This is a genomic window from Exiguobacterium sp. UBA6309 (genome assembly GCF_002439205.1).
Taxonomy (GTDB): Bacteria; Bacillota; Bacilli; order Exiguobacteriales; family Exiguobacteriaceae; genus Exiguobacterium_A.
On sequence record NZ_DJTL01000017.1, the window covers coordinates 1 to 14,827 of the forward strand.

The 14,827-nt window shown below is 44.4% G+C and carries 19 protein-coding genes; 10 read left to right on the forward strand and 9 right to left on the reverse strand.

The features are described from left to right. Nucleotides 1–117: 117 nt before the first annotated feature. The 3 genes from B3M90_RS04275 to B3M90_RS04285 all read right to left on the reverse strand — a co-directional run bounded on the left by B3M90_RS04275 (nt 118) and on the right by B3M90_RS04285 (nt 2,159). On the reverse strand, nt 118–633 hold the full coding sequence (locus tag B3M90_RS04275) for a helix-turn-helix domain-containing protein (RefSeq protein ID WP_290782760.1): 516 nt from the start codon (nt 631–633) through the stop codon (nt 118–120). A 79-nt stretch (nt 634–712) separates the two neighbouring features. Next, nucleotides 713–1,504, reverse strand: coding sequence for a DsbA family protein (locus B3M90_RS04280; protein WP_214854681.1), 792 nt, complete (start codon nt 1,502–1,504; stop codon nt 713–715). A 94-nt stretch (nt 1,505–1,598) separates the two neighbouring features. Further along, nucleotides 1,599–2,159: a CYTH domain-containing protein gene (locus tag B3M90_RS04285; RefSeq protein WP_285801411.1), complete on the reverse strand. Its 561-nt coding sequence runs from the start codon at nt 2,157–2,159 to the stop codon at nt 1,599–1,601. 117 nt (nt 2,160–2,276) lie between these two features. Here B3M90_RS04285 and B3M90_RS04290 point away from each other — a divergent pair, with 117 nt between their 5' ends. From B3M90_RS04290 to B3M90_RS04300, 3 genes are read left to right on the forward strand one after another with little or no spacing between them, the layout of a single operon-like run. Next, nucleotides 2,277–2,921, forward strand: a complete 645-nt coding sequence (locus B3M90_RS04290; RefSeq protein WP_035396676.1) for a GTP pyrophosphokinase — start codon at nt 2,277–2,279, stop codon at nt 2,919–2,921. A 10-nt stretch (nt 2,922–2,931) separates the two neighbouring features. Further along, on the forward strand, nt 2,932–3,735 hold the full coding sequence (locus tag B3M90_RS04295; protein WP_035406625.1) for an NAD kinase: 804 nt from the start codon (nt 2,932–2,934) through the stop codon (nt 3,733–3,735). A 25-nt stretch (nt 3,736–3,760) separates the two neighbouring features. Next, the gene (locus B3M90_RS04300) at nt 3,761–4,645 is read left to right on the forward strand and encodes an RluA family pseudouridine synthase (RefSeq protein WP_214854679.1); all 885 of its coding nucleotides are present in this window, start codon (nt 3,761–3,763) and stop codon (nt 4,643–4,645) included. A 53-nt stretch (nt 4,646–4,698) separates the two neighbouring features. Here the strand turns inward: B3M90_RS04300 and B3M90_RS04305 are convergent, their stop codons facing one another. Then, nucleotides 4,699–5,868 (reverse strand): FtsW/RodA/SpoVE family cell cycle protein, encoded by a 1,170-nt coding sequence (locus B3M90_RS04305; RefSeq protein ID WP_035396680.1) that lies wholly within the window; start codon nt 5,866–5,868, stop codon nt 4,699–4,701. 144 nt (nt 5,869–6,012) lie between these two features. Here B3M90_RS04305 and fabI point away from each other — a divergent pair, with 144 nt between their 5' ends. Then, complete coding sequence (gene fabI / locus B3M90_RS04310; protein WP_029342212.1) at nt 6,013–6,786, forward strand: enoyl-ACP reductase FabI; 774 nt, start codon at nt 6,013–6,015, stop codon at nt 6,784–6,786. A gap of 111 nt (nt 6,787–6,897) precedes the next feature. Next, nucleotides 6,898–7,116, forward strand: a complete 219-nt coding sequence (locus B3M90_RS04315; protein WP_290782763.1) for a hypothetical protein — start codon at nt 6,898–6,900, stop codon at nt 7,114–7,116. A 4-nt stretch (nt 7,117–7,120) separates the two neighbouring features. On the opposite strand, the gene B3M90_RS04320 is transcribed toward B3M90_RS04315, so the two are convergent. After that, nucleotides 7,121–7,633 (reverse strand): YjcG family protein, encoded by a 513-nt coding sequence (locus B3M90_RS04320; RefSeq protein ID WP_023468877.1) that lies wholly within the window; start codon nt 7,631–7,633, stop codon nt 7,121–7,123. Nucleotides 7,634–7,778: 145 nt separating this feature from the next. Here B3M90_RS04320 and B3M90_RS04325 point away from each other — a divergent pair, with 145 nt between their 5' ends. The 3 genes from B3M90_RS04325 to B3M90_RS04335 are packed head-to-tail and all read left to right on the forward strand — an operon-like array spanning nt 7,779 to nt 9,438. After that, entirely contained in the window at nt 7,779–8,321 is a 543-nt protein-coding gene (locus tag B3M90_RS04325) for a phosphatidylglycerophosphatase A family protein (RefSeq protein WP_034786059.1), read from the forward strand. Further along, entirely contained in the window at nt 8,321–8,941 is a 621-nt protein-coding gene (locus B3M90_RS04330; protein ID WP_214854677.1) for a phosphatase PAP2 family protein, read from the forward strand. The genes B3M90_RS04325 and B3M90_RS04330 overlap by 1 nt, the downstream gene beginning before the upstream one ends. Then, on the forward strand, nt 8,941–9,438 hold the full coding sequence (locus tag B3M90_RS04335; protein ID WP_290782765.1) for a hypothetical protein: 498 nt from the start codon (nt 8,941–8,943) through the stop codon (nt 9,436–9,438). Before B3M90_RS04330 ends, B3M90_RS04335 begins: the two co-directional genes overlap by 1 nt. Before the next feature lie 55 nt (nt 9,439–9,493). Here the strand turns inward: B3M90_RS04335 and B3M90_RS04340 are convergent, their stop codons facing one another. The 4 genes from B3M90_RS04340 to B3M90_RS04355 form a co-directional block, all read right to left on the reverse strand. Then, nucleotides 9,494–10,369 (reverse strand): DegV family protein, encoded by an 876-nt coding sequence (locus B3M90_RS04340; RefSeq protein WP_214854673.1) that lies wholly within the window; start codon nt 10,367–10,369, stop codon nt 9,494–9,496. Nucleotides 10,370–10,434: 65 nt separating this feature from the next. After that, nucleotides 10,435–11,760, reverse strand: a complete 1,326-nt coding sequence (gene brnQ / locus B3M90_RS04345; RefSeq protein WP_214854670.1) for a branched-chain amino acid transport system II carrier protein — start codon at nt 11,758–11,760, stop codon at nt 10,435–10,437. 346 nt (nt 11,761–12,106) lie between these two features. Next, nucleotides 12,107–12,400, reverse strand: a complete 294-nt coding sequence (locus B3M90_RS04350; RefSeq protein ID WP_290759447.1) for a hypothetical protein — start codon at nt 12,398–12,400, stop codon at nt 12,107–12,109. Nucleotides 12,401–12,647: 247 nt separating this feature from the next. After that, entirely contained in the window at nt 12,648–13,379 is a 732-nt protein-coding gene (locus B3M90_RS04355) for a hypothetical protein (RefSeq protein ID WP_290759444.1), read from the reverse strand. A 132-nt stretch (nt 13,380–13,511) separates the two neighbouring features. Between B3M90_RS04355 and B3M90_RS04360 the strand changes: the two genes are divergently transcribed. Further along, complete coding sequence (locus tag B3M90_RS04360; RefSeq protein ID WP_035406655.1) at nt 13,512–14,069, forward strand: GNAT family N-acetyltransferase; 558 nt, start codon at nt 13,512–13,514, stop codon at nt 14,067–14,069. An 8-nt stretch (nt 14,070–14,077) separates the two neighbouring features. Next, nucleotides 14,078–14,791 (forward strand): alpha/beta fold hydrolase, encoded by a 714-nt coding sequence (locus tag B3M90_RS04365; RefSeq protein WP_214854664.1) that lies wholly within the window; start codon nt 14,078–14,080, stop codon nt 14,789–14,791. The last annotated feature ends 36 nt before the right edge of the window (nt 14,792–14,827 follow it).

Sequence of the window (14,827 nt, forward strand, 5' to 3'; positions counted from 1 at the left end):
CTTCCGCGTACTTGTCTTCGCCCGTCAGGCGCGTCCGCCAATAGTAGTAGACACTCCGAGCCATCTCGAGCACGCGGAGGAGTCCCGGGACGGGATAGACCGCCCGCAACTCATCGATTACTTGCGCCTTGATCCGGTTCGTCGCGCATTCTCTTCTTGAACCAAGGCTCTCAATTTTTTTAGCGCAGCGTTCTCCATCTCAAGATACTCGACCCGCTCCTTGAGCTTCTCGACTTCTGTCATCTCTTCAAAATCTTTCTTCTTGCGTTTCGCCATCGGGGCACGTCCTTTCGGTCTAGCGACCAGACCTGCGGTCCCTTCCCGTTCATACGTCGATCGCCAGTTCGAGATCATCCCCGGGGAGGAAATTCGATATTTTACGGCTGCCTCTATGTAGGACAGTCCGTTGGTCGCCATGTCGTTTAATACCTCCAGTTTAAATGCCGGCGAGTGTGTTGTAGTTGTATAGGAAGGATCGAAGATCGTCTCTCCCCAACGTTCATAAAGACGCGACCACTCACGGACTCGTTCAGGTCGTATCCCGAATTCCTCCGCCATAATCTGGTATCCGTCTCGTCCCGTCAGATAACGTTCAACGACCTTGATCTTAAATGCCTTCGTATATTTGATCATAAAAAACACCCCATAAAAGTTGGATTTTTATGTCCAACTTTTATGGGGCAGTTCACAGCTTCCACTGTCCTTTTTTGTATTAAGCATGTGCTGAATCTTTTAAATGACGCCATACTTTTCCATCACAATACGATAGAGAAGCACATTTCTGTTGTAAGACCAGTTTTTTTAGTTCGTGTTCAATCTGGGATTCAGGAGCGTCATAAATAAAGGCGATTTCAGCCGTAGTTGCTGTTTCATACCGTCTCAAGAATTGTTCAAGTGGTGGCTTCGGTTGTTTTTCAATCGTATGATCTAGCAGTTCACTTAAGATCGAAACATAGACCAAATACTCATAAGGTCCTTCAGCCTTAATGGCTTCCTCATCTCCAACGAAAGCGAGTGTCGGAAGAATTCGGACATCCCATTCCGTAACCAGTTCAGTCTCTTTCTCAAGCATTTGCTGAATCGTGTCCGACGAGACATCACGGTGGAATTCACCTAAATCCAGACCATACTCTGTCAATGCTTCGGCTAACCGCATCAATGATGGACGGCTGTAAGCACTCTCACCTTCGACATTATGAAGCATCCGAAGGCGTCGCATGAACCGCATACCAAACGTTTTTCCTTGAAGCTCGATTGCTTTTAGGATGACGAGTGGTGACATATCGCACGCGGAACGTGAAGGAGCACAAGGAATCGTAGCAATCGTGCGGAGACGAAAAAGATGACCATATTCTAGCTCTAATTTCTTGAGAACGGGTATCAACCGTAAACCGTCCGTTTGTGTCACATCTAGAAAATGATAGATTTCCAGAGGTTTCGTCGGTTGTTGAATCGATGGTTCGTCCAATGAACAATAAGATCCGTTACATTGTGCGTGTTCCATCCGTTCACCCCTTCCTGTTGTTATCGTTACCCTATTTTAGCAACGAAAAAAAAGAAAGAGCAAAGGTTTTGCTTGTTCAGTCCTACACGAAAATTCAAGTAAGCGCTTTACGTTCCATGAAGCGAACGATTTTATTTTTAGTTTTGCGCTGCGGAATATCGTGTGCTAAAAGAAGTCGCTCGAAATCCTTTTGCCCTTGTTCGAAGTTGCTGACCTCAAACTCTAACTCATAATCTGTATGTCCGAGATAGCGACTTTTATCAAGGACGAGTAAGCCTTCTGGAAGCACCGTCTCGATGCGTTCGGTTTCTAAACGTCCTAAATGTTCCAACGAACCTTGCAAGTCAAAAGACGACAACTGGTGATTCATCTCTTCGGAGTGAATCAGACCGTATTTGAATAAATCTTCCGCTTCACTTGCTGATAGTGTGACATGTGTTTCAAGCAATCCATTTTCATGAGGTTGTTTTAAAGTAAGGACGAGTCCTTGTTTTTTTTCACGTATCCGTAAGGCAGCACCTTTTTTTCGAAGTTCGAAATCAGGCGTATCAAAATAATCATTTGCTTGCCAAATGGGTTGTTTAGTTGACGCATAATGGGTAAATAACGATAGATATTCTTGTTCAGACAATAAGTTCTTGAATTCGATTTCCAATTCTTGTCTAATCGGAATCACGCCTTTCTAGTTGAATGTCTGAAAATATGATAACATGAATGAGGTAGGAACAGGCACTGAACCAATACTATTCGATTAAAAGTGGTGACAAATCAGATGACAAAAGAAAATTGGGATTTATTTCTTGCGCCGTATCAAATCGCGGTCGATGAGTTGAAAGTAAAGCTAAAAGCGATTCGTAAACAATTTCAGCAACGGGGAGAGCATTCACCGATTGAATTTGTCACAGGACGGGTCAAACCTGTAAAAAGCATTCTTCAAAAAGCAGAACGAAAAGCAATTGCGCGTGAATCATTGGAACAAGATATGCAGGATATTGCCGGATTACGCATCATGTGTCAATTCGTCGATGATATCATTCATGTTCTTGAACTATTACGTTCGCGCGGTGATTTTAAAATCGTCGAGGAACGTAACTACATCACTCAAAAGAAGGATAGTGGTTATCGATCGTATCACGTCATCATTGCTTATCCAGTACAGACGATCGAAGGTGAAGTACCGACATTAGTCGAGATTCAAATTCGGACGCTTGCGATGAACTTTTGGGCGACGATCGAACACTCGTTAAATTACAAGTACCAAGGGAACATTCCGGAAGAAACGCGTGAGCGCCTGCGGCGGGCGGCAGAAGCGGCATTTTTGCTTGATGCGGAGATGAGTCAATTGAAAGTAGAAATCCAAGACGCGCAACTCGTCTTTCAACGCGACGCTAAGGCGTCGGAACGATTAAAAGAGTAGGGGGATGACCATGCGTTTTGCAATCACGGCTCGTGATGATGAGCGTTCTCATGCGCTAAAACAACAACTCGAGCAGGCGTTGACGGAGCGGGGATGTGTGCTTGATGTCAGTCAACCGGAAATCGTCGTCTCAATCGGGGGAGACGGGACAATGTTACAAGCGTTCCATTCGTATCTCGATCAAGTAGAGACGATTACCCTTGTAGGGATTCATACAGGGCACCTTGGTTTTTATGCGGATTGGCGTCCTGAAGAGATGGATGAGTTGATTGATCATATCGCGAAGCAGGATTTAGCGACGGTCGAATACCCGCTGCTTGAACTATCAATTGACTATGCGGATGGCTCGCATAATCAACTGCTTGCTTTGAACGAGTGTACGATCAAAAGTTTCAATCAAACACTCGTCTGCGATTTATCGATTCGAGGCGACTATTTTGAGACGTTTCGAGGTGACGGGTTATGTATATCGACACCCTCTGGTTCGACGGCATATAACAAGGCGCTCGGCGGTGCGATCGTCCACCCGGCACTCGAAGCGATCCAAATTACAGAAATGGCTTCGATCAATAATCGTGTTTACCGGACGATCGGCTCACCGATGTTATTACCGAAACATCATGATGTCGAAATTCGTCCCGTCAATCCGATTGATTTTCAGATGACCTATGACCACTATGCTTCGATTGTCCATCAAAATGTGACATCGATCCGGTGTCGGGTATCAGATAAAAAAGTGAAATTTGCTCGTTTTCGTTCTTTCCCGTTTTGGCAACGGGTGCGGGAATCTTTCCTGGCAGACGAAAGACGTTGACGCAGTATGTAAAGGAAAGAGAAACATGAATGGATTTCAGCTACGACAGACGGTTACTGATATCGAGGATGGCTGGCGCGTCAGTCATTTTTGTACGACCCGTCTAGGTATCTCACGAAAAATGTTAGTATCAATCAAAAATCATGGAGATATCACGCGGAACGGTCATCATGTCAACGTCCACGACGTCTTGTGCGTGGGTGACCGCGTCCACGTCTTCTTCCCGGAAGAAACACCAGCACCGGACATGGTAGCGACAGAAGGGGAACTCGATATTTTGTTTGAAGATGATTGGTTACTCGTCGTCAATAAACCACCGGGGATGGCATCGATTCCGTCACGATTGCATCCGGAACACTCATTGTCGAATTATGTTCTTGGTTATTATCGAAAACAAGGAATTCCGTATGCGATCCATATCGTCAATCGACTCGATCGTGATACGAGTGGTCTTGTCTTGTTCGCGAAACACGGGCTTGCCCATCACCGGATGAGTCTCATGCAACGATCCAATGAATTAGAACGACATTATTTAGCGTATGCACCCGGAAACGTACCGGTACAAACAATTGATCAACCGATTGGTCAAACTGATCATTCCTTCATGGAACGGATGGTACGACCAGATGGTCAACGAGCCATCACACATATCTTAAATAGCCGTCTAGTTCGAGCCTTTGACCAAGAAATCTCATTACTCGATATCCGACTAGAGACAGGTCGGACACACCAAATTCGTGTCCACCTTGCTTTTCTTGGGCATCCTTTGATTGGCGATACGATGTATCAAGGGAACCCGTTACTTCCGCGTCAGGCGCTTCATAGTGCGTCAGCAACGTTCCTTCATCCTGCGACGGGAGAACAGGTTCGTTTTGAAGCACCACTTCCTGAGGATCTCCGACTGGAATGATAAAGTGCACAAATAAAAGGCAATGGACTTGGTCCACTGCCTTTTATTTGTGTTTAGTCTTCATCGAACATGGAAATCCGAGATTGAGAGGCGATTGCCATGATCAATCCTAGACCGACGAGGTTTACGATCATCGTTGATCCACCATAACTGATGAACGGTAGGGGAAGGCCTGTGATCGGTAAGACACCAATCGTCATCCCGATGTTTTGGAAAATTTGGAACGTAAACATCGCGACGTATCCTGTCACGATATAGGTACCAAATGGATCCGCTGTCTCGAGAGCAATCTGAATCAACCGATAGACGAACAGGAACAATACGATCAAGACGATGGCAGCCCCGATGAAACCGTAGTGAGAGGCAATCGTCGTAAAGATGAAGTCTGTATGCAATTCCGGAACGAACACTTGCAGTTTCCCGTATCCAACGCCGAACATTTGCCCTGAACCTGTAGCGTTGATTGCTTGGACGAGCTGGTACGACAGATCATCCGCATATTCGAACGGTTGCAACCAAGCCATGATCCGGTTCATCGCGTGACCTGGGAAAAAGGTTGCGAGTAAATCATTTTGGAAAAAGAACAGGTAAAAGAAGATGATGACGGCTCCTGCGAACAGACCGAACATCGTTAAAAGCCATTTCCAGTTTAGTCCGGATAACAACATCGCACATGCTAAGATGACGCATAGAATCAAACCGATCCCTAAATCGGGCTGAATGATGATAAGACCGAGCGGCAAGGCTGTAACCGCGACTAACTTGATAAGTAACAAGAGATCTCTTTCATGTTGAACATAACGCGCATTGTGCTCGGTAATGACGGCAGCGAGCGTCACGATCAAAAAGAACTTCATGAACTCAGCCGGTTGAACCGTACCGATAACGGGGAATTGATACCAACCGTATGCCCCTTTGATTTCAGTGACGATTGGTGTGTTTCGAAGAACGACAAGACCGATCAATGACACGATACCTGCTCCATATAAAAACCAGTGGAATCGCTTCAACTGTTCATAATCGATGAAAATGACGACGGATAACGCCATGAAGCCGATGACATACCATTGAATTTGTTTGGCAGAGAAGTTGATGGCACTGATCGCACCTTTAAGCGAAGGTTGTGCTGTATAGATGGCGATGATACTGATGACCATCAGACAGGCGAGTAAAAAAAGCAACGTATGATCATAACGTTGTGTAAATGATTTGAATCGATTCATTTCATCCCTACTTTCTATCTCTTTCTATATTACCGTAATTTATCAAATCCGCAATATCAAGAGCGATGGTTGACAGAAGCGTTACGTTTTTGTAACCTGAAGATAGGTTTTATTACCAGGTACTAATTCAAGGGGGACTTTATCATGAATATTTATCCTTCACTCGAAGGCAAGACGTACGTCGTCATGGGCGTCATTAATCAACGTTCGATTGCATGGGGTATCGCACGTGCGCTCGACGCTGCTGGAGCAAGCCTGGCATTTACATATGTCGGAGAACGTTTCAAGGCACCACTTGAAAAATTAGGACAAGAATTATCACGACCGGCTTCTTATTATACGTGTGATGTCACGAGTGACGAAGAGATTGAACAGGTCTTCCAAACGATTCATGCGGACCACGGTAAGATTTCAGGGATCGCTCACTCGATCGCATTCGCGGATAAAGAAGCGCTTCGCGGTGAGTTTTCTGGGGTAACGCGTGAACAGTTTGCGCAAGCACTTGATATCTCAGCCTACAGCTTAACAGCAGTCGTCAAAGCGGCGAAAGACTTCTTTACAGAAGACGCATCTGTCATCACATTGACGTACCTTGGTGGTGAGAAGATGGTTCCGAACTACAACGTCATGGGTGTTGCGAAAGCAGCATTAGATGCTAGCGTTCGTTATCTCGCTGCTGAATACGGACAGCAAGGTGTTCGTGTCAATGCGATCTCTGCTGGTCCGATCCGGACAGTTTCAGCAAAAGGTGTTGGCGATTTCAACTCAATCCTTGATAGCATCGAAGAACGCGCGCCACTTCACCGTAACGTTACGACGGAACAAATCGGTCAGAGTGGATTATTCTTACTTTCGCAAATGTCGAGTGGTGTAACAGGAGAAATCCTTCACGTCGATAGTGGATTCCACATTCTGTAATAGGTGATTTAGTGAACCGGGCTTCCCTTAGGAGGGGAGCTTGGTTTTTTTTGTGCTTAATCGGGGAAGTGTCAAATATGAACATGTTGAAGGAGAGAGGAAGTGCAGAGGATGAACGCAATCGATTTTACAGTCGTACAATATGTCAATCGTCAAGTACGTCTCGATCCACAGCTAAAGACTGAACCAGTCGCTCGAGTTCAACCGATACGCCCAACTGACCCTTACCGCGAACACGAAGCGGACGACTTTTTAGAAGAACAGGCAAATGCATACGGTGTATTACCAGAACTAAAACTTCCCGGTCGAAGCTTCGACCGGGAAGTTTAATCATTCATTGACCTGTGAAGCGGAATGTCTCATAGACACTCCAAGCACCGTTCTCCAGTTCATACAATAAAGCCATTTTCGTGACGTCCTCTTGGAAACGGATATCTTCCATCTTGAGACGTTCTAGTACATCGAACAGTTCGACATCCGACAGTTCTTGACCGATTGTGATGTGTGGCAAGAAATCGTATTTCGGCTTATGTTCGAGTGGTCCCGTATGCAAAGCGCGATGTAATTGTTCTAACTCATCCGTAGGCATTACTTTAAGGAACAAGACATTGTTCGTCGGATGGAACGAACGAGCTCCTTGGATGTGCAAATTGACAGGCTTCGTTTCGGACGCGATTCGATTCAACTCCGTCACGATGTGGTCTAATTCTGTCTCATCGACTTCCATCCGCTCCCGTAGCGTGATATGAGGTGTGATCAGTGCATACTTCGAGTCATATCTTTTTCGGTATGAATTTGCAAAATCTTGAACGCGTTTCGATGGAAACAATACAACCCCGATGTTCATCGAAAATCCCCTACTTTCCCCTGAAATGATAACGCTTTACAAAATAATCATGACGGATTCTGGCGTCGATGTCAAAGAAGTTTGAGAGGAGCTTCAGAATCCGTGTATACTAATGAAGTACTTTGTTGGAGAGGTGGATATAGTCATGAAGAAAACACATTCAAAAGAGGTCAAACAGGCAGCTATCGATAAGTTACACGAACGAGGGGTGACGATTCATGCAATCGCTGAGATCGTGTACCAAATGCAGGCCCCATACACAGTGGATCTGACAATTGAAACATGTGTCAGTTCAGTGGAACGTGTTCTTGAAAAACGTGAATTACAACATGCGATTCTCGTCGGAGCAGAACTAGATATCTTGGCGGAAAAAGGGTTATTATCAGAACCCCTCCTGTCCATCATCCAAAGCGATGAAGGGCTATTTGGCGTAGATGAGACGATTGCGATTGGTGCCGTCAACACGTATGGTTCGATTGCGGTTACGACGTTCGGCTATTTGGATAAAGCAAAGGTCGGTATTATCAAAGAACTCGATACGAAGCTTGGGGACGGAAAAGTCAACACGTTCATGGATGATATCGTCGCGGCCATCGCAGCAAATGCATCAGGGCGTTTGGCGCATCGTTTGCGGGATAAGGAAGATTATTCAGCAGAAGAATTAGAAGAACGTAAGGGGACATACTAATGCGGGGGGCAAGAGCGGCGTGGGTGGGTGCATCCATCGCTGTCGTCTTGTTCGTGATCATCGCCGTCTCGATTCGAATGACGGGCTATTTTTTATTTGACGCTCAATTATCGTCGTACATGTCTCAACATGTTCCAGGGGACTATGTCTCTTGGTTCACTCAACTAGGCTCTGGTCCTGGGGCGATGACAATGACGATGTTACTTGGAGTAGTGAGTTATGTCTTGTGGCGAGATCGTATCGCAAGTATTTGGTATGTATTGATGGCGATCTCTGTAGGAGCATTGAATCAAGTCGTCAAATTTGCCTTCGTACGAGAACGTCCTTCATTGAATGAGTTAGTTGGTGGTGTTGGCTATAGTTTTCCAAGTGGTCATTCCGCGATGGCATTCGCTGTATATGTAGGATTTCTTGTCGTCGCTTTCCGGCATTTAAAAACGACTGGCAAAGTAATCGTATCGGTGTTGACGATTGGGTTATTTCTTGCCATGGGAGCTTCCCGCATCATTTTAAACGTTCATTATTTTTCAGACGTCATCGGTGGTTATTGTTTTGCAGCGATTCTTTTATGTAGCTCCTATGCATTCATCGTCTCCCGCAGAAAAAAAGGAGTGTCTTAATGCTAGTATTAGATGTAGATCATAGTTTATTATTTGATGAAGAAACGATGCGTTCCATTGATAAACCGACCTTGCTTGTTGAGCGAGTCGCCGGACGACCGCGATTCATGACGTTGCGAGCGCATCTTAGATTAAAACGATTGGTCTCAATCAACGGTGTCATTCCGGTGACGAAACGAACGATGGAAGAATATCAGCAGTTGGAACTTTTCCAAATCGATGCGCCGCCTAAATGGGCAATCATTGCTAGTGGAGAGATATTGCTGAAAGAGGGAAAAGTAGATCGTCGATATGAAAATTGGCTTCGTCAATTTAAAAAGGAAAGCTCACTTGATTCTATCCTTGAGTATATTATTGAGATGGAACAAGTGTCGTTTGATGTATATCCTTCCGACACATTATCGAATCAAATCGCACTTCCGCACGAACCGATTCATCGTACGTTGGACGAAGCGATGTTGCTAGAAGAATTATTTCGTAAATACGAAGCAAAATAAAGAACCGGACAGTCTTTTTAAGGCCGTCCGGTTCTTTATTTTTTAATGTTAGGTATCAAGTTGTAGGTAGAGAAATGTCGTCGAACCAGAACACGCCGACCGTCTCAGCACCAGCATGTGCCAAGATGGAAGGACCGAATTGCGTGATACGAACGTTGATTTCAGGATGTTCCGTTACAATCAAACGTTTCAATTCTTCAGCAGCAGTATGAGCGAGCGTATGACCGATATATAGCGTTCGATCGTAGACTCCTTGTGCTGTCACTTTAGAAGTGATCTCGGTTATCATTTCCTTAAATGCTTTTTTGATCGAGCGTACCTTCTTGAAAGGAACAAGCTGTCCTTCTTCATTAAATTGAACGATCGGCTTGATGTTGAGCATGTTCGCTAATAAAAATTGACTTCCTGAAACTCGACCACTACGTCGCATCGTCTCCATATTTCCAATAATCAAATAAAAATGCGATTTGTGTTTAAACGTTTCAAGTGTCGACATGACTTCCTTTGGATCGTTACCAGCAGCTACTAGTCGCTGTGCGATCCGGACAAGTTCTTGTTGATTGGCAGCACCCGTGTATGAATCAATCGCATAGAGCGGGAAACCGACAGCCTCAGCTGCAGCGACCGAACTGGAGTAGGTACCACTTAAGCCACTCGTGATGTGAATCGCATATCCGTAATCATAACCGTCTTCGAGTAACTGTTCATATAGAGTTACGAAGTCACCAAAAGACGGTTGCGAAGTCGTAGGTGAAATTTTCGAATCATCCTGCATTTTTTGATTCAATTGTTCAATCGAGATATCGACATACTCCCGGTAAGACTCCCCGTTCAAGATGAGTAATGTCGGTATCACATGGACTCCGATTTTTTCAGCCTCTCCTGGCTCGAAAAAAGCCATGCTGTCGGTAATCCAAGCAATCTTATCCATGTATATGACGCCTCCATTAATATAACCATTTTGTTCATCATACCATAGCTACGAAAACGGAATCACTAGCTAGCGCGTTTTTGTGTGACTGAAGCGGTGGAAACGTGTCCAAACCATGAACTGATACCAAAGGCGATAAGTGTCGGAAATAACCATTCTAAACTTTGATCCACTAAAGGAAGTGATTGATAGAAGGTTTTGAGATTTCCCGGGAAAAGAGAGAGTTGGTTTAACGCACTACAAAGTGAGAAGAAAATCGTTACTCCAAGAGTGGACTGATAAACGACCGACTTGCGACGGAACAGATGACGCATGAATGTTAGTGCGATTAAGACGATGACGATTGGATAAAGGAACATCAACACGGGAACGGCAATTGATAACAATGTCTGTAATCCGACGATAGATACTGTGAGACCAAGAACAGTCGTGAAGATACTTGCTGTTTTTAATGTGATACGTGCAGAAAGAGTCATCATATATTCTGCAAATGCGGTGACGAGACCAACTGATGTCGTCAAGCAGGCAAGTAGGATCGCAAGACCAAGTACAGCTAAACCAATTGAGCCAAACGCTGTATTCGCATAATGCTGAAGAAGTGTCGGACCATCGACTTTTCCGATTGCGGCAAATGTATTACGTCCGATCATTCCGAGTCCGATATAGACGAGTGTCAAAGCAACCGCAGCAATCGTTCCAGCACGAGTGACGACTTTAAATTGTGCTGTTCGTTCATGAACGCCTCGACTTTTTAATGTATGAAGTACCACGACACCGAAGACTAAGGCGCCGAGTGCATCAAGCGTTAAGTATCCTTGAAGAAAACCTTGGATGAATGCTTGACCTGTCGTCTCATAGGCTTTGCTTGGTGAAGCGACACTTGAAAGTGGTGAGACGATGCTACTGATGCTTAACACAGCAAGTGCAATCAGCAATAAAGGTGTGATGAAACGTCCGATGATTTCAAGTAATTTACCAGGACGCAATACGAGGTAAAGCGTAGCAATGAAAAAGAGACTTGATGAGAGAACTAATGTCATTTGTGAAGGTGCACCGAGAAATGGTACAACACCGAGCTCATACGTGACAACCGATGTCCGAGGAATTCCGAAGAAAGGTCCAATGGCAACGTAGAGAGCAAACGTCAAGGCAGCACCTACAAAACGAGGGAGAGGGGCAGCAAGCGTTTTGATGCCGCCTCCGATGGATGCGACAGCAAGTAAGCCGAGCAACGGAAGACCAACACCTGTCACGATAAAGCCGAGGATGGCTGGGAGGAATTGTTTACTTGCAAGGGCGCCGAGTTCTGGTGGGAAGATTAGGTTACCTGCACCGAAAAATAATGCGAAGATCATAAATCCTAAAGCGAACGTATCTTTTGTCTTAAACATGTGTTGTCCTCCATTCATTCTAATTTCAATAAAAAAAGCCTCATCCACGATGTGCGTGGATAGGCGTCGTGTGATCAGACGCCTTGTCGAAATGACGAAAAGGGCCTGGTCTTCATCTTCTCAATCGAGAAATGAATCTTCAGTCCCTGGTCATAATCACAATCAGTCGTACTTGGATGAGCGATGTATATGTCATGTTTAAAACCTCCTGTTTGAATTTTTCTAAGGATAACATGAAGAATCTAAGAAAACAATATTTTCTGAAAATTTATCACCGAAGCTTTTAAACAGAAAAAAACCTTAACTCAAGAATGGAAGTCTTGAGTTAAGGTTTTTCATACAAATGTCAGCTTGTCGCAATCAAGCGTATTTTTTTATGGCGTTTCAATTTATGGAGGAGCCAAGCGTGAACGACCTCACAGGATTGACGTGGTAACGTCAGTTCAACAAGCGATTCCTGCTGTTGCCCTTTAATGACGAAAAGTCCATTTTCTTCATCGACAGGGGCGATGGTCATTGAACTCGCTTCATTCAGCGACAGTTTCACTTCACCGAGTGTCGCATCCTTTAATTTGAGGATGTTCCCGTTCGTCGCAAATTTCGTGAATGAGCCAATTCCGTTCACTTTTAACTGATCCATATTGAATTCCTCCTTCTGCTGATTCCAGTACCATCCCTACAAAAAAACAGGTCTAACTTCTATCTTAAAAAGGTTATCCTCATTATAGCGAAGTCCTCACAAGATGCTAGTCTTATTTTGTGTGAAAATTCGAAAAATTTTTTAACGATATTGTCACATTGTCCAGAATAACCGTAAAGAAGGAATCATCATTTAAAATTCAAATAGAACAAAAGCATCCTTTTCTAAAAGAAAAAGATGCTAAAGGTCAATCTAACTCAAAACTCCATTTCTTTTTTCGGCACACAAGCGTTCCACGTCTAAGAATCGATTCTTTCTCGGCTTCAAAATCTTCATGTAACACGCTCATGTCTTCATAACGGCCAGCCACATAGACAGGAATCGTAATATTTCTTGAAAAAACTGATCGCTTTGCGCTTTCGAAATCAATCAGGACCCCTTCTCCGAGAAAATGACGGATATGGATCATGATTTCAGCTGTTAAAGCAACAGAGGCAACGGATCGTGCGTGCTGTCGGAATTTTCGTTGCACAAGATCAGCAATCAATTGTTCGACGCTTGCCCAGTCTTTTAAGTAAACGGAAGCATGAAGTCCGTCATGCTCGCTAAAATAGACCAATTCATTTTCAATCGAATCAAGGAAGGGAAGTGGCATTCCACGTTTCATATGCATTAGAAATAATAATTCCGCGATTTCGACATCCGTTAATACGTCGAGTGAATGGGAGGAACGAATATCAATAGCGATCAATGGATGACGCTGCACATCCGTGGATTGTGAAAACTGTTCGATTTCATGCGCTTCGATATAATGTAGCATTGTCCGAAACGATTGTTTCGTCTGCTTGAAATCACTTCCTGAAATAAGCAAAGGACGCTTTAAATCGACGGCTGCGGCGAAATCAGAGAAATGCACCCCTGACATCGTCAAGCGTTGATTTTCTTCGTCCTCATATAAGTAAAGTAACGCACTTGACATACCACTTCGCTTCCTTTCCGTGACTAACTCATTCATAATTCAATAGTAGCAAAACTTCGAATTGCCTGAAAGGATATTTACTCCTGAAAACGGGCATACTACATAGAGAAGCATAAAGAGAGGTGATGGAGCATGTGGGGCTTGCGAAAGCCATTCCCGGAATTGCGAACCGAGCGCTTCGTATTACGTGAGCTCGAAAACCGTGACGCACGTGAATTGTTTAAAATCCTATCAGATGATGAAGTCATGTACTATTACGGATCAGATCCGCTTGTGACAGTCTATGAAGCAAAAAATGTCATCAGTTACTTCAAGGAACAGTTTACACAAGGTAAAGCGATTCGCTGGGCAATTGCTGATGCAGAAACGAATCAATTGATCGGTACGATTGGTTTTCATAACTGGCTTTCCCAATACCATCGAGCTGAAATTGGCTTTGAAGTCAGTCAAGAGTATTGGCAACGCGGGGTGGCTTCCGAAGCGGCTCGAGCTGTTCTGACTTACGGATTTGAGGAATTCGCTCTCCATCGTATCAGTGCTCTCGTAGCACCTGAGAATCTTGCTTCCAATGCATTGGTTCAAAAATTAGGGTTTCAAGCAGAAGGATTATTAGAAGATTATGCATATAGTCATGGTCGTTTCATGAACTTGACGATGTACCGTATGCTCGCATCTGAGTGGAAGGGATGAGGTAGTCAATGGAAAAACAAACACTTGTACTCCTACATGGATTTACAGGAGGGACAGATTATTTTAATCGGGTAGAGGCAAATTTACGACATTCTTTTGAAGTTTTACCGTTGAGTTTACCAGGACATGAAGGACTGGATGTCGGACCTGATACGATTGAGGGGTTCGCAGAATGGGTCATGGATGATCTAGAGCGACGTGGTGTTGAAAAGCCGATCATCGTTGGTCACTCTTTTGGCGGGTACATCACGGCTGCAATCGTGGAAAGGTATGCCGACCAAATCAGTGGATATGGTCTCGTTTACTCAACGGCGAAAGCAGATGATGAACAAGCGAAACAAAAACGAAATCAAAATATCACGCGCGTCGAAGAAGTTGGAGTAAGAGAATTTGTCAATGGTCTTGTTCCGTCCTTATTTGCGGAAGGAGCCGATGAATTCGCTGTTGCTGAAGCACTTGAAATTGGGTATATGATGACCGTCGAAGGAGCCATCCGTGCACTCTCTGCGATGCGAGATCGTCGGGATATGACGAAAGCTTTAACGAAAGCAAACGTAAAAGGTGTCATCATTCATGGTACGAAGGATCCATTGATCTCAGAGGAAAGTGCGTTTGCACCAACAAATGATCATCTCATACATCGGTCAACAGACAGTGGACACATGGGGATGCTTGAGACACCGGATGCCTTCGTTGCAATTATCGAAGAAGCATTCAAGTAAGTTTTTGCCCTACGGTCATGTCTGTAGGGCATTTGC

Coding starts and splice junctions, on each gene's coding strand:
- B3M90_RS04275 (WP_290782760.1), bottom strand. CDS start 633: ATGATCAAATATACGAAGGCATTTAAGATCAAGGTCGTTGAACGTTAT.
- B3M90_RS04280 (WP_214854681.1), bottom strand. CDS start 1,504: ATGGAACACGCACAATGTAACGGATCTTATTGTTCATTGGACGAACCA.
- B3M90_RS04290 (WP_035396676.1), top strand. CDS start 2,277: ATGACAAAAGAAAATTGGGATTTATTTCTTGCGCCGTATCAAATCGCG.
- B3M90_RS04295 (WP_035406625.1), top strand. CDS start 2,932: ATGCGTTTTGCAATCACGGCTCGTGATGATGAGCGTTCTCATGCGCTA.
- B3M90_RS04300 (WP_214854679.1), top strand. CDS start 3,761: ATGAATGGATTTCAGCTACGACAGACGGTTACTGATATCGAGGATGGC.
- B3M90_RS04305 (WP_035396680.1), bottom strand. CDS start 5,868: ATGAATCGATTCAAATCATTTACACAACGTTATGATCATACGTTGCTT.
- fabI (WP_029342212.1), top strand. CDS start 6,013: ATGAATATTTATCCTTCACTCGAAGGCAAGACGTACGTCGTCATGGGC.
- B3M90_RS04315 (WP_290782763.1), top strand. CDS start 6,898: ATGAACGCAATCGATTTTACAGTCGTACAATATGTCAATCGTCAAGTA.
- B3M90_RS04320 (WP_023468877.1), bottom strand. CDS start 7,633: ATGAACATCGGGGTTGTATTGTTTCCATCGAAACGCGTTCAAGATTTT.
- B3M90_RS04325 (WP_034786059.1), top strand. CDS start 7,779: ATGAAGAAAACACATTCAAAAGAGGTCAAACAGGCAGCTATCGATAAG.
- B3M90_RS04330 (WP_214854677.1), top strand. CDS start 8,321: ATGCGGGGGGCAAGAGCGGCGTGGGTGGGTGCATCCATCGCTGTCGTC.
- B3M90_RS04335 (WP_290782765.1), top strand. CDS start 8,941: ATGCTAGTATTAGATGTAGATCATAGTTTATTATTTGATGAAGAAACG.
- B3M90_RS04340 (WP_214854673.1), bottom strand. CDS start 10,369: ATGGATAAGATTGCTTGGATTACCGACAGCATGGCTTTTTTCGAGCCA.
- brnQ (WP_214854670.1), bottom strand. CDS start 11,760: ATGTTTAAGACAAAAGATACGTTCGCTTTAGGATTTATGATCTTCGCA.
- B3M90_RS04350 (WP_290759447.1), bottom strand. CDS start 12,400: ATGGATCAGTTAAAAGTGAACGGAATTGGCTCATTCACGAAATTTGCG.
- B3M90_RS04355 (WP_290759444.1), bottom strand. CDS start 13,379: ATGTCAAGTGCGTTACTTTACTTATATGAGGACGAAGAAAATCAACGC.
- B3M90_RS04360 (WP_035406655.1), top strand. CDS start 13,512: ATGTGGGGCTTGCGAAAGCCATTCCCGGAATTGCGAACCGAGCGCTTC.
- B3M90_RS04365 (WP_214854664.1), top strand. CDS start 14,078: ATGGAAAAACAAACACTTGTACTCCTACATGGATTTACAGGAGGGACA.